General features: G+C 34.1%; 13 protein-coding genes. 9 read left to right on the plus strand and 4 right to left on the minus strand.

Annotated elements, in window-relative coordinates; all coding sequences use genetic code 11:
* The 5 genes from ABJI11_RS03835 to ABJI11_RS03855 form a co-directional block, all read left to right on the plus strand.
* Positions 1 to 939: iron ABC transporter permease (locus tag ABJI11_RS03835; protein WP_348349582.1), on the plus strand; the 939-nt coding region annotated here is incomplete at its 5' end.
* 87 nt (positions 940 to 1026) lie between these two features.
* The gene (locus ABJI11_RS03840; protein WP_348349584.1) at positions 1027 to 1737 is read left to right on the plus strand and encodes an ABC transporter ATP-binding protein; all 711 of its coding nucleotides are present in this window, start codon (positions 1027 to 1029) and stop codon (positions 1735 to 1737) included.
* A gap of 112 nt (positions 1738 to 1849) precedes the next feature.
* Positions 1850 to 3199 carry a DNA recombination protein RmuC gene (gene rmuC / locus ABJI11_RS03845; protein ID WP_348349586.1) on the plus strand — a complete coding sequence of 450 codons (1350 nt, stop codon included), beginning with the start codon at positions 1850 to 1852 and terminating at the stop codon, positions 3197 to 3199.
* 29 nt (positions 3200 to 3228) lie between these two features.
* The gene (locus ABJI11_RS03850; protein ID WP_348349588.1) at positions 3229 to 3594 is read left to right on the plus strand and encodes a 6-phosphogluconate dehydrogenase; all 366 of its coding nucleotides are present in this window, start codon (positions 3229 to 3231) and stop codon (positions 3592 to 3594) included.
* Between the two features lie 18 nt (positions 3595 to 3612).
* Complete coding sequence (locus ABJI11_RS03855; protein WP_276492613.1) at positions 3613 to 4158, plus strand: acyl-CoA thioesterase; 546 nt, start codon at positions 3613 to 3615, stop codon at positions 4156 to 4158.
* On the opposite strand, the gene pgl is transcribed toward ABJI11_RS03855, so the two are convergent.
* Together pgl and zwf are read right to left on the minus strand one after the other, a co-directional pair.
* On the minus strand, positions 4139 to 4864 hold the full coding sequence (gene pgl, locus ABJI11_RS03860) for a 6-phosphogluconolactonase (RefSeq protein ID WP_348349590.1): 726 nt from the start codon (positions 4862 to 4864) through the stop codon (positions 4139 to 4141). The two genes, ABJI11_RS03855 and pgl, sit on opposite strands and share 20 nt — an antisense overlap.
* A gap of 33 nt (positions 4865 to 4897) precedes the next feature.
* A complete protein-coding gene (gene zwf / locus ABJI11_RS03865) occupies positions 4898 to 6430 on the minus strand; it encodes a glucose-6-phosphate dehydrogenase (RefSeq protein WP_348349592.1) in 1533 nt (510 codons plus the stop codon).
* A 184-nt stretch (positions 6431 to 6614) separates the two neighbouring features.
* Here zwf and gndA point away from each other — a divergent pair, with 184 nt between their 5' ends.
* The 3 genes from gndA to ABJI11_RS03880 are packed head-to-tail and all read left to right on the plus strand — an operon-like array spanning position 6615 to position 8952.
* Positions 6615 to 8015 carry an NADP-dependent phosphogluconate dehydrogenase gene (gene gndA / locus ABJI11_RS03870; RefSeq protein WP_348349594.1) on the plus strand — a complete coding sequence of 467 codons (1401 nt, stop codon included), beginning with the start codon at positions 6615 to 6617 and terminating at the stop codon, positions 8013 to 8015.
* A 10-nt stretch (positions 8016 to 8025) separates the two neighbouring features.
* Positions 8026 to 8565, plus strand: a complete 540-nt coding sequence (locus tag ABJI11_RS03875; RefSeq protein WP_348349596.1) for a DUF3124 domain-containing protein — start codon at positions 8026 to 8028, stop codon at positions 8563 to 8565.
* Between the two features lie 48 nt (positions 8566 to 8613).
* Positions 8614 to 8952 (plus strand): GIY-YIG nuclease family protein, encoded by a 339-nt coding sequence (locus tag ABJI11_RS03880; RefSeq protein ID WP_348349598.1) that lies wholly within the window; start codon positions 8614 to 8616, stop codon positions 8950 to 8952.
* A gap of 11 nt (positions 8953 to 8963) precedes the next feature.
* Here the strand turns inward: ABJI11_RS03880 and ABJI11_RS03885 are convergent, their stop codons facing one another.
* Entirely contained in the window at positions 8964 to 10184 is a 1221-nt protein-coding gene (locus tag ABJI11_RS03885) for a Pycsar system effector family protein (protein ID WP_348349599.1), read from the minus strand.
* A gap of 38 nt (positions 10185 to 10222) precedes the next feature.
* On the minus strand, positions 10223 to 11500 hold the full coding sequence (locus ABJI11_RS03890) for a hypothetical protein (RefSeq protein WP_348349601.1): 1278 nt from the start codon (positions 11498 to 11500) through the stop codon (positions 10223 to 10225).
* A 219-nt stretch (positions 11501 to 11719) separates the two neighbouring features.
* On the opposite strand from ABJI11_RS03890, the gene ABJI11_RS03895 reads away from it, so the two are divergent.
* Positions 11720 to 13345, plus strand: coding sequence for a long-chain fatty acid--CoA ligase (locus tag ABJI11_RS03895; protein WP_348349603.1), 1626 nt, complete (start codon positions 11720 to 11722; stop codon positions 13343 to 13345).
* Positions 13346 to 13354: the final 9 nt, after the last annotated feature.

Below are 13354 nucleotides of genomic sequence, written 5' to 3' on the forward strand. Positions count from 1 at the left end.
GTAAACATTTCAGTCCTTGAAACCTTAAAAGCTTTGTTTGGAACAGCTACTGAAAATTCTACTTATTACATTGTTCGGGAATATAGACTGCCAAAAGCAATAACCGCAATTTTAGTCGGTGGCGGATTGTCCTTGAGCGGATTACTAATGCAGACATTATTCAGAAACCCCTTGGCAGGTCCTTACGTACTTGGTATTAGTTCTGGCGCAAGTTTAGGTGCAGCGCTCTTAATCATGGGAACATCGCTATTTTCCGGTGCGTTCACTTTTTCTACATTTAATGATATTACACTAGCTATAGCATCTAGCCTTGGTTCTTTTTTGGTATTATCTTTAGTTCTTGTTGTAGCAGCAAGAGTAAAAGACACCATGGCACTACTGATTATAGGGCTCATGTTCGGGAGTATTACTGCTGCCATTGTAAGTGTACTTTCTTATTTTTCTAAGGCTGAAAAATTACAACAGTATATATTTTGGTCTTTTGGCAGCTTAGGTAATTTATCTTGGGTGCAATTACTTATAGTCGCTATATGCACAATAACAGGTGTTTTTCTTAGCATCATATCCATTAAACCATTAAACGCTTTTTTACTTGGTGAAAATTACGCCAAGAGTTTAGGCATTGGTCTACAAAAATCGCGGTACTTTATTATAGTCGCCACTGGTCTACTTGCGGGATCTATAACTGCATTTGCCGGTCCAATAGCCTTTGTTGGCCTAGCTGTGCCGCATATTACCAAACAACTATTTCATACCACAGATCATAAAGTTCAAATTCCCGCAGTACTTTGCTGTGGTGCCATTTTAATGCTGCTCTGTGACACTATTGCGCAATTGCCAGGCTCAGTTAGTGTCTTACCAATAAATGCCATTACTAGTATTTTTGGAGCTCCGGTCGTAATTTGGCTATTGGTTCGTAAAAGAAAAATGATATTTTAATTTTAAACTGACATCATCACTAAAAACATAGCACATAGCACCCTTTCTATTAACAATTTATCCGTTGGGTATGATGATAAAATTGTTGTGTCTAATATTTCGTTTGAATTAAATAAAGGAGAACTTGCGGCTATTGTTGGTATTAACGGAATAGGAAAATCTACATTGTTAAAAACCTTAGGTAATTTTCAGCCAAAAATTTCTGGCTCAATAACAATTGAAGGAAAAGAATTATCTACCTATAACGAATTACAAATAGCATCTAAAATTAGTGTTGTTCTTACAGAACCAATTGCATCTAAAAATTTATCTGTTTATGAGCTACTGGCTCTAGGCAGACAACCATACACAAATTGGCTAGGTAAATTAGCCGATAAAGATATTTCTATCATAAATAATAGTATTGACATTTTAGAATTGAAACCTTTCTTAGATAAAAAGTGTTTTCAGTTGAGTGATGGACAATTACAACGGGTACTTGTAGCAAGAGCTTTAATTCAAGATACCGATATCATATTATTAGATGAACCAACCACTCACTTAGACCTGTACCATAAGGTTCAGATTTTAAAACTACTGAAATCTATTGCGCGCAAAACAAATAAAGTGATATTGTTCACTAGTCATGAAATTGAACTTGCTATTCAGCTATGTGATAAGATACTTATTTTAGACGGAAAAGAGAATGCATTCAATGAGCCATGTAAATTAATCGAGAACAATAATTTTGACACCCTCTTCCCTGCCGACACCATTTCTTTTGATGCCAAGACAGGCTCTTTTAGAATAAATAAATAGATATTTCTACATTTATAAGATATTCAATTAGGTATGTTAATTAAAAACAGACCGGCTCATTTAAACTTTACTACCCAATCAAGTATCTTTACCAGATTACTCTAATTCAATAATGAACGAAATTTATATTTATTTGATCATTGCTATCCTTTGTCTTGCCATTGGATATTTTTTGGGTAACTATATTCAGCTTCTAAAAACAAAATCTCGTCAAAGCACTTTAGAAGAAAGAGAGCAGCAAATGCTTAATAATCTTTCTGTTTTTCAAGATCGATTAAAAGCGAGTGAGAATCATAAATCACAGCTACAGTCAGATAAAGAACAATTAGGCAATCAGATTGTTCGCTACCAAGCAGACTTAGAAAATTTACAGCAAAAGAATAGAGAACAGAAAGAAGAAGTAGAAAAGCTTCAAGAAAAATTCACGAAAGAGTTTGAAAATCTTGCCAATAAAATATTAGAAGAAAAAAGTTTAAAATTTACCGAACGTAATGAGAAGAACATTAAAAATATTCTTACTCCGTTAAATGAAAAAATACTTCTTTTTGAAAAGAAAGTTGAAGAAAGTCAGAAAGAAAACATTAGCATTCATTCGGCTTTAAAAGAACAATTATTAAATCTACAAACCCAAAATATAAAAATTACCCAAGAGGCAGAAAATTTAACAAAAGCCCTAAAAGGTGATAGTAAAATGCAGGGTAATTGGGGCGAGCTGGTTTTGGAGCGCGTATTAGAAAAATCAGGTTTAGAGAAAGATAGAGAATACACCGTTCAGCAAAGTTTTACTCGTGAAGATGGTAGCCGAGTACTACCAGATGTTATCATAAACTTACCTGATGGTAAAAAAATGGTAGTTGACTCTAAGGTTTCTTTAACCGATTACGAACGTTATGTAAATGCCGAAGATGAACTTAGAGAAAAGTTTATAAAAGACCATATTAACTCGTTAAGAAGACACGTAGATCAATTATCTGCCAAGAAGTATGAAGATTTGTATGAAATGGAGAGTCCTGATTTTGTTTTAATGTTCGTTCCTATTGAACCTGCTTTTGCAATTGCTATAAATCAAGACAACTCTTTGTACAATAAAGCTTTTGAGCAAAATATTATTATTGTTACTCCTTCAACTCTTCTTGCTACCTTACGCACCATTGATAGCATGTGGAATAACGAAAAACAACAAAGAAATGCCATTGAAATAGCACGACAAGCAGGTGCACTTTATGATAAGTTTGAAGGCTTTGTTAGCGACCTCATGAAAGTAGGTAAAAAAATGGACGACGCTAAAGATGAATACCGTGGCGCAATGAACAAACTAGTTGAGGGTCGTGGAAATATTATCACTAGTATTGAAAAACTTAAAAAAATGGGTGCGAAAGCGAAAAAATCAATCCCTGAATCACTTATAAACAGAGCACTTGATGATGATGATTTTGAAGAAGAACCTAAATTAAAATTGTAAAACCAACCATTAAATATTAAACTAAACACATGAAAAAAATAATATCATTACTGTTATTAAGCGTAGTCGTTATTGGCGCGCTTTATTATGCCTTCATTTATTTTGTTACTTTTAGTAAAGGCGTTAGATCAGGAGAACTTATAAAAATAAGCCACAAGGGCGTAATAGTAAAAACTTGGGAAGGAGAAATAAGTCAAGGTATTTCAGGTGCTCAAATATTCTCTTTCTCAGTATTGGATAAAGACCAAGAAGTCATTGATAAATTACAGGAATATCAAGGTCAGTACGTGAAAGTGAGTTATGTAGAACGCTACACCACCTTCTTTTGGCTGGGTGACACTAAATACTTTGTAACTGAGGTACACGCAGAAAAATCACCACATTTTAGAAATTAAAAAAGAAACACAAAGACTATGGAAAAATTTAAAAGTGTAAGGGAGTCTAGAGTTTCCATTACTGAGTTGATGCTACCTTCTCACTCAAACTTTGGAGGAAAAGTGCATGGTGGTCATATATTAAACTTAATGGATCAAATTGCTTTTGCATGTGCATCTAAACACTCTCAACAATATTGCGTAACAGCATCGGTTAACCGTGTAAACTTTCTAAATCCTATTGAAGTTGGCGAACTAGTGACCTTAAAAGCAAGTATAAACTATACAGGTAGAACTTCTATGGTAGTTGGTGTTCGTGTTGAATCAGAGAATATTACATCTGGCACTAAAAAACACTGTAACTCATCTTACTTTACCATGGTGGCTAAGGGAACAGATGGTAAAAATGTTCCCGTACCAGGTTTAATTATTTCTGACGACCAAGGTATTAGAAGATTTGCACGTAGCAAATACCGCAAATTAGAGGCTCAAGAAAGAGACACTAAATTTGAATCCAAAACCTTTAATTCAGAAGAATACATTAAAGAATTGCAATCTGAAAATATTAAGATTGAAATGAAGTAAGAAGCTTTGCTGCGGCAGCATCTAAAAACCAGACCAAGTCTTTTGTTTTAGGTGCTACGTGACTTGCAGGATATTCTAAATATCCTTCTTCCCTATCCACTATTATTTTCACTTTTTCTGCCTTAGTCTCACCTGTTACCAAGAAAGCAACAGTTTTGGCATTATTTATTATTCTACCCGTAAGCGAAACACGTCTTTGACCCGATTCTGGGTGTATAGCAACCTCACAATTATCTGGAGAAACCCAAAGATTAATTTCATGAGGAAAAATTGATGCCGTGTGCCCATCATCTCCCATACCAAGTATCACTAAATCAAATTGAGGTAAACCTAATTCTTTTGGCAACTCTTTATCTAGCAACTCACCATAACGTTTGGCTTCGGTTTTTGGGTCATCTTCACCTTTAATTCTATGAATATTCTCTTCTGGTATATCTACTTTAGAAATTAGGTGTTCTACCGTCATTTTATAGTTACTCTCATCATCGGTAGGTGCTACACATCTTTCATCTCCCCAGTATAAATGGATGTTTTTCCAATCTACATCACCAGAAAATTCCTTTGCGAGGACATCAAATACAATTTTAGGGGTACTACCGCCAGACAAGGCTATATGAAAAGCTTTTTGAGTACCTGATTTTTCAATTAAATACTTAGAAAACTCTTCTGCAACCTTTACTTTATTTTGATAAACTTTTAATTCCATTCTTACTTTTACTTTAATTGTAACGACTACTAATTAGCAAATAACACAATAGCCAGATTCATCTGCCAAGTTTTCACTAGGGTTTCTCCATTCCCCAACACCTTCAATAAGCTCATTGGCATTTTCTGGACCCCAAACACCGGCTGCATAACCGTACATTTTAACATCTTTGCTACTATTCCAATATTCAAGAATTGGATCTACAAAAGCCCATGCCGCTTCAACTTCGTCTGCTCTTGCATATAATGTAGCATCACCTTGCATTGCATCTAATAATAGACGCTCATAGGCTTCCATAACATTTGTCTCTGATAAACTAGAGTAATAGAAATCCATATTTGCACGTTCTACCTCAAATCCTTGTCCCGGTACTTTTACACCAAATTTGATTAGAATACCTTCATCTGGCTGAATTCGAATAACTAATTTGTTATCCTTGTTATTAATTCCAGATTCCTTAAAAATTTGATGATGCGGAGTTTTAAAATGTATAACTACCTCTGTTACTTTTGTAGGCATACGTTTTGCCGTTCTCACGTAAAAAGGAACATCTGCCCAACGCCAGTTATCAACAAAGAATTTAACTGCAGCAAAGGTTTCTGTTGTTGAGTTTTTATCAACCCCCTCCTCTTCTCTATATCCTTTTACTTCTTGCCCGTCAATTTTAGAAGATACATATTGTGCTCTGATTGTATTTTCAAAAAGTGTTTTCTCGTCATTCATAATTCTAAGCGACTTCAATGCTTTCAGCTTTTCATTACGAATTTCTTCTGCATCTGCACTTAAAGGAGGCTCCATTACAATTAACGCAACTATCTGTAGCAAATGACTCTGAAACATATCTCTCAATGCTCCAGATTTATCATAATACCCACCTCTTTTTTCAACACCAACACTTTCTGCATTGGTAATCTCTACATGATGAATATAGTTCCTGTTCCAAAGTGGCTCAAAAATACTATTGGCAAAACGTGTTACCAATAAATTCTGAACTGTTTCCTTACCTAAGTAATGATCTATTCTGAATATTTGACCTTCTTTAAAATAAGTATGTAAACCGTCATTTAATTCTTTGGCAGAATCTAGACTATAACCAAATGGCTTCTCAACAATCAACCTTCTCCAACCATTTTTTTCATTATTTAAACCTTGGTCAGATAAATTTTTTGCAATTGGCTGATATAGACTTGGCGGTGTAGATAAGTAGAACATATGGTTGCCGTCCGTACCGTATTTCTGATCTAAATCTGAAATACGCTTTTCTAAACGCTCATATGATGTATCATAATCAGAACCTAAATCTTCGTAAAAAAGTTTATTTGCGAACTTTTCAATGAAATCATTATCAAACTCTTCTCGTTCTTTCTCTAAATAAGGGCTTTCTAAAACTACCTTACTTCTAAATTGTAAATCGCCTAAATCACTCCTACTCACACCCAACACCACAAAATTATCAGGTAACTCATTTCCCTTATATAAATTGAATATAGCTGGTATAAGTTTTCTTGCCGTTAAATCTCCAGATGCCCCAAAAATTACGAGCATTTGATTTTCTGTCTTTTTCATTATAGGTTGATATTCTTTATTCTTCAAATATCTTAAAAACTAAGCCATTATCGGGCGTTATTAAGATACAATTTGGATTTAAAGTCAATATTTTAAATTATTTTTGATTCACATTATGTTACAAACAATAAATAATTAAAAATTGTAACATTATAATGTATTCTAATTATAAAACATTCAATTTATGTACGATTTTGGTTTAGTAGGTCTTGGAGTAATGGGACAAAATTTTATCCTTAATGTAGCCGATAACGGATTTTCTGCCTATGGATATGATTTAGATGACGAAAAAGTAGAGGCTTTAAAGACTTTAGGAGGAGATTTAGATAAAGTAAGTGCCTCTAGCAACATAAAAACGTTTGTAAAAAACCTTAAGCAACCACGTAAAATTATGCTTTTGGTTCCTGCTGGTAAAATTGTAGATGGCGTAATAGAATCCTTATTACCACATATTGATGAAGGGGATATAATTATTGATGGAGGAAACTCTTTCTTTACAGATACTGACAGAAGAGAAGCTTATTTACAAGAGAAAGGTATCAACTTTTTTGGCGCAGGTGTTTCTGGTGGCGCTAAAGGTGCACGTAAAGGACCTAGCATTATGCCGGGTGGATCAAAATCTGCCTACGAACATATTAAACCAATTTTCGAAGCTGTATCGGCTAAATATAAAGGCGAACCTTGTGTTGCATATTTAGGTCCAAAATCTGCCGGAAACTACGTGAAAATGGTTCATAACGGTATAGAATATGGATTAATGCAATTAACTTCTGAAATCTATGATGTTCTTAAAAAAGGAGGAGATTATGATAATGATGAGTTACACAGCACTTTTGCAAAATGGAACTCAGGAAGGTTACAATCTTTTTTAGTTGAAATAACTTCTGAAATTTTTGAACAAGAAGATGATTTGGTAAAAGGGAGATTAGTTGATCAAATCTTAGATAAGGCAAAACAAAAAGGTACCGGTAAATGGACAAGTCAAAATGCGATGGATTTAGGTATTCCTGTTCCTTCTATAGATGTTGCCGTGAGTATGCGTGAACTTTCTGCACTAAAAGACGAAAGAATTAAAGCCGATGCCCTATATGATAGACCAACAGTAGCCCATATGGACAAAGAGAAGCTAGAAGCCTTAACGGAAAAGGCATTGTACTTCTCATTTATAATTACATACTCTCAAGGTTTACATCAATTAGCAGATGCCTCTAGGGAATATGGTTACGACTTAGACATTTCTGAAATTGCCAAAATATGGAGAGCAGGCTGTATTATTCGTGCTGGCTTATTAGCAGATATTACTGAGGCTTTCAAAGCTGAACCAACACTACCTAATCTGTTGCTTTCACCAAATTTTGTAGATAAAGTAAAAGAAACTGTTGATGCGGCAAGAGAGCTAGTAGCATTTGGTGCGAAAAATGGAATTCCGTTACCTGGTTTATCCAATTCACTTACTTATTTTGATGCCTATACTTCTAGCAAATTGCCTTTGAACCTTATTCAAGCGCAAAGAGATTACTTTGGTTCTCATACGTATGAGCGTTTAGACCGTGAAGGTATTTTTCATACAGAATGGGAAGATTAAACAATATCAATTGAGAAAATTAAATATATCTTTTAGTAGCATTTGCCTTATAGCTGTTTTCGCCACTACAATACTATCTTGTAAGCAAACATCTAAAGAAGAAGTTCCTGTAGAAATACTTGATAACCACACTTTAGACAGAAAGGCAAATGCTACTTTAAACGATTCTCTTACCAGAGAGGTATATGTTCCTATATATTCTGATATCTATAATCAGACAAGAGATTCAAGAACTCTACTTACCGCTACTTTGAGCATTAGAAATACCAGCTTAAAAGATAGTTTATTCGTTAGTAAAATTGATTATTACAATACGGAAGGCGACTTGGTCAGAAGCTATATAGACTCCCCTATTTACCTTACCCCAATGGAATCTATTGATTATGTTATTGAACAACAAGATACCTCTGGTGGTAGTGGTGCTAATTTCTTAATTGACTGGTACTCCAAAAAACAATTAAAACCGTTGTTTCAAGCAGTGATGGTTGGTGGCTTAGGTGCGCAAGCTTTTTCTTTTACCACAGAAGGAATTGAGATTACCGAAGAATAGCCTAAATCAATAAAAATATATTAAAGTCTATTTTTCATACTGCTTCATATGTATTCTATTTACGTTATTGAATTATCTAAAAAAGTGTTTTCCGAGAACAGAAAATTTCGGGAAGCTAACCCACAATTCAATGGAGTATTGGAATGCCTATATGTTGGTATGACCAGCAAAACACCAAAGGAACGTTTTGATCAGCATAAGAACGGCACATTAAGTAAAAAAGGACATAAACTTTCTTCTACAATTGTACAGAAATACGGTTTATATTTACGTGGCAGTCTTTTCAATCATATAGACCCTATTAAATCAAGAACAGAAGCTCTAAAAATGGAAGAGCAGTTAGCACTTGAACTTAGACGTAAAAAGTATGCGGTCTGGTTTAATTAATAACCAATCAACTATTTCGGCACAGGCGTTACAGCATCTAAAAGTTCATCTTCCATACCGTAGTATTTTAATGCAAATCCAAATGCAATAACTGATAATATTACACCTATAATAAATACTGTATACGTCCAGCGTAACAACCTATACTTCTCTTGCAATACTTTACCTAGATAGTATAAATCCATACTTAAAGAGTCATAGATAGATTCTTTGCTTTTTATAATATCTCTTAATTTGGATTTAAAGTCACCCAACTCCATAGCATGAAAATTTCCAAAGAATAAGAAATTGGTATCCTTCTTCTTAATGTCTTCTTCTACCACATCTGTATTATCCACTTTTGGTCTTGTTGCCAGCACCGACATAATCATTGAAGCTATACTAAAGAGAACAAAAATTACCGTTGGATAAATAAGATATGAATTTGATGGTGTATCTAATTTTGGTATAAGATTAGCTAACAATAACGAAATAATTATTGCATTGACCGACAATAGAATGTTTGCTTTGGTATCTGCTATATCACTCAATTTAATATGATTTCTAAGCTCTATACGGTATAAGGATTGAATAGCCCGTTGCGGACTCTCATCTTTTAATTTAGCTTTTAATATTTCTTTCTTTTCTGTCTTTTCAGCTTTCTGTAACCTCGATATTAGCTTTAGAATATTTTCCTCTTTATGCTCTTGCCAATTTCCCTTGGCAAAGTCAGTATAATATCGATGCTCTATTCTAAGTTTTTCAAGATAGTTTAGCCTCCATGTATCTAAATCAGGATTGGTTTCATTGAAATTTTCTAACTCTAACCGCAATAACTGAAGCATTTCTTCAAAATCTTCTGATGAATAAAACCACGTACAAACATCTTTTACAATGGCTTCTGCCTCATTTTTAGGCTTATCGTTTTTCCATGCACTCTCTATTAATTGAACTACAAAAGTAATTTTATCCTGTGGACAATTATTTTCTTGTAAAAAGCTTGTGGCCAAATACACACTCTCTTGAACATGATTATCATAATCTATTGAAAACCCAGCATAAAGAAACCATGAAGCTAATAGCACGCTATTGATATCAATATCTTCATTTGTTGATGATTCTAGTACCTCGTTTGCTTTTGTTACAGTTTTACTAGCATAACTTTGACTATGAAATAGAAAGTTTTTGTTCATCTGTTCCGATAACAAGTTCTTTATATATTTTTCTGCTTTTATTACTGTAATATCCATCATAACTTTAAGTTTATTGATTATAAAATGCTAAGCGTAGACTAATCTATCACACAATTAAAACATGCCATTTGCGCTTTGGTCATTTTCACATCTTCAGACCCTTTTAAAGCTTTGGTCAATTTTTTACTTTTAACCAATTCTTGTTGATACAGTTTTGCATAGTTTACTAGATTATTTCTTCTGCTTTTGATTTTGGTAATAAGCTCTTCTCCATCCAGTTCAAATATATCTTCAGGCCAAACAGAGAAAGATGATTCAATAACTTCATCAGTTAATAATTGCTGTAATTTCTTCGCTTCTTGTTCAAATACAGATGGCGGAATATCTCGCATAAAATAAACATCAAATGGGGAAATGAGACCTGATAAAAAATCAATTTCCTTTTCAAATGATTGCACTTCCGGAAGAAATGCATTGTTAGAAATTATAGTAGGCAAAACACCTTCTAGATTAAAAAAAGCATTATCTCTATCACATGGTAATGGAATTGCATTTATAGAATCGCCAATATTCTCAATTGCCCACCCCCATTGTTTGGCATGACGATCCCAATCACCTATCAACAAATCAAATAAACGTGCTTTAACTAGAGACTTTTCATCAATACCAATCTTGCTAGTATTGTTTATTTTCAGTTCTTGCAAATTATCAGTGTCCACTAATGAATCTACATTTTTAAGTCCTAACCACTTTGCATTACCCTTTGTTTCATACTCCAAAAGAAATAGTCTATTCCCATATTTGTCATTATAACTAGATAACTGCTTATGTTTTGGTACGAATACGACCTTGGGTCTGGTATTAAGGATTTTTACTTTCTCAGATAGTTTTGCTACTACCAATGCCGCATAAGGATGTTGAGCAGAAATACCGTCGACAATTATATTTTCTATACCCAATGTCTTAGCCACTTTTGGCACTAAAGGCGAGGGATCTTTAGAAACACTACGTAAAGTCATTAAAGTACCATCACCTCTCTGAACTTTTAAAGAATGTGTCTGTTTTCCGCCCCCTTCTTCCAACACCTTTACATCATCGTCAATATCAATTAAGTATAAAATAGGAACTTTTACAGGTGTAGACCATGCTTTTCTATACTGCTCTCCCTGCATTACATTTTTTAAACTATTACCCTCATATAAAGTACTTGCAGCAACCAATACCGAATCATACGATTTAAAATCTATTTCCTCTACATCAGAAAGTCCAATAATCTCACAGGTATCAAAAGTTTTATCAGTGCTAGATAATGACCAATACGTCAACCCTAAAAACACCAACATTAATAAAATCACTACTAATAGTACTCTTTTCAATCTCTTATAATTTATTTTTCAACTAAGCAAGTTTACTGATAAACACTAGTCTTGAATTATCTAATAAAATTATTTTTTAATCTTAAAAAAGTATCCATCACATTATCAACTAACTATAACCAATTCACATTTTATAATGTTAAAATTGTGATGAATTCTCATTTTAAATTCATTAAATTTAATGGTCAAACAATTATTATAACTTAAAAGTGTGTTTTTATGAATGGATTAATAATGGATTACCCACTAACCACGACTACCATATTAAATTATGCAAGAAGTGCTTTTCCTGACAAAAAACTAATCTCTTACTTACCAGATGGTAGTAGGCATGAATATAACTACGGTCAATTATACAAAAGATGTTGTCAATTAGCGAATGCCTTAAGAAACAAGCTTGGTATTACTAAAGGTGATATGGTAGGTACCTTTGCATGGAACCATTATCAGCATGTAGAACTATATTATGGAATACCTGGTATTGGAGCGGTATGCCACACTATAAATATTAGATTATCATCTCAACAGACAGAATTTATAATTAACCATTCTGAGGATAAAGTCATCTTTGTAGATGCCACCCTAGTCCCTCTATTGGAAAAAATTGCCCCAAAATTAGAGACCGTAGAAAAGTATATTATCATCAACGCACCTAAAGGTTTCACTACTTCTTTACCAAATACAATACATTATGAAGACTTAATAGGAGAGCAATTAGAAACTATTGAATGGCCTGAGCTAAATGAGAATGATGCAAGTGGTATGTGCTATACCAGTGGTACTACAGGTATGCCCAAAGGTGTATTATACTCACACAGGTCTACATATTTGCATGCTATGACCATTCTCACCCCTAATGCAGGCAATTATAGCAATAAAGACATTGTTTTACTCATTGTACCACAGTTTCATGTTATGGCTTGGGGTTTTCCATACATGTGCCTTTTAACGGGTTCAGATATGGTAATGCCTTCTTTACACCTGAGACCAGATGCTATTATTAGAATTCTGGAAAGCGAGAATATAAATAAAGCTAACGGGGTACCTTCTATTTGGAGAGGTGTTTATGAGGAAATGAAACAAAATCCGCCAAAGAAAAAATTAGCATTAGAAGAATATTTAGTTGGCGGTTCTGCATTATCTGCAAGTCTTATAGAAAATTTTGAAAAGGATTTTGGTATAAAAGGTGTTCAAGCTTGGGGTATGACAGAAACATCTCCACTTGGCACAGCCAGTAGGCTTCAGAAAAAACACGAAAGCCTTAGTAACAAAGAGCAAATTAAAATACGTGCCAAGCAGGGAATCGAGTTTCCAGGCATAGAAATGCGTATTGTCGGCGATGATGGAAAGGTTGCTCCACGCGATGGCAAAACCATGGGAGAATTACAGGTAAAAGGGGCTTGGGTAATAAAGTCTTATTTTAAGACCAATAGTCGTGATAACTTTACAAAAGACGGTTGGTTTAGAACTGGTGATGTGAGTACAATTGATGAAAATGGATACATGGAAATCACAGATCGCACTAAAGACTTAATTAAAAGTGGCGGTGAATGGATTTCTAGTGTAGCTTTGGAATTGGCACTAATGTCACACCCAAAGATTAGAGAGGCTGCGGTAATTGCCATACCTGATAAAAAATGGTCGGAAAGACCTTTGGCTACATTGGTCTTGGCCGATAGCAATAATCATGTTTCTGTTGAAGAATTGAAAGAATACTTAAGTAAAGATTTTGCCAACTATCAAATTCCAGAAAATTATAAGTTCATTGAGGAAGTGCCAAAAACAAGTGTTGGTAAATTTGACAAGAAAGAAATAAGAAGATTATACGCAGAAGGGAAACTCTAAAATAATCAA

Source organism: Maribacter sp., from assembly GCF_039968975.1.
GTDB lineage: Bacteria > Bacteroidota > Bacteroidia > Flavobacteriales > Flavobacteriaceae > Maribacter.

What these genes read in the sequence shown, in the direction of transcription:
- ABJI11_RS03850 (WP_348349588.1), top strand. Translation starts at nt 3,229, where the DNA reads ATGAAAAAAATAATATCATTACTGTTATTAAGCGTAGTCGTTATTGGC.
- ABJI11_RS03895 (WP_348349603.1), top strand. Translation starts at nt 11,720, where the DNA reads ATGAATGGATTAATAATGGATTACCCACTAACCACGACTACCATATTA.
- ABJI11_RS03885 (WP_348349599.1), bottom strand. Translation starts at nt 10,184, where the DNA reads ATGATGGATATTACAGTAATAAAAGCAGAAAAATATATAAAGAACTTG.
- zwf (WP_348349592.1), bottom strand. Translation starts at nt 6,430, where the DNA reads ATGAAAAAGACAGAAAATCAAATGCTCGTAATTTTTGGGGCATCTGGA.
- pgl (WP_348349590.1), bottom strand. Translation starts at nt 4,864, where the DNA reads ATGGAATTAAAAGTTTATCAAAATAAAGTAAAGGTTGCAGAAGAGTTT.
- ABJI11_RS03855 (WP_276492613.1), top strand. Translation starts at nt 3,613, where the DNA reads ATGGAAAAATTTAAAAGTGTAAGGGAGTCTAGAGTTTCCATTACTGAG.
- ABJI11_RS03880 (WP_348349598.1), top strand. Translation starts at nt 8,614, where the DNA reads ATGTATTCTATTTACGTTATTGAATTATCTAAAAAAGTGTTTTCCGAG.
- rmuC (WP_348349586.1), top strand. Translation starts at nt 1,850, where the DNA reads ATGAACGAAATTTATATTTATTTGATCATTGCTATCCTTTGTCTTGCC.
- gndA (WP_348349594.1), top strand. Translation starts at nt 6,615, where the DNA reads ATGTACGATTTTGGTTTAGTAGGTCTTGGAGTAATGGGACAAAATTTT.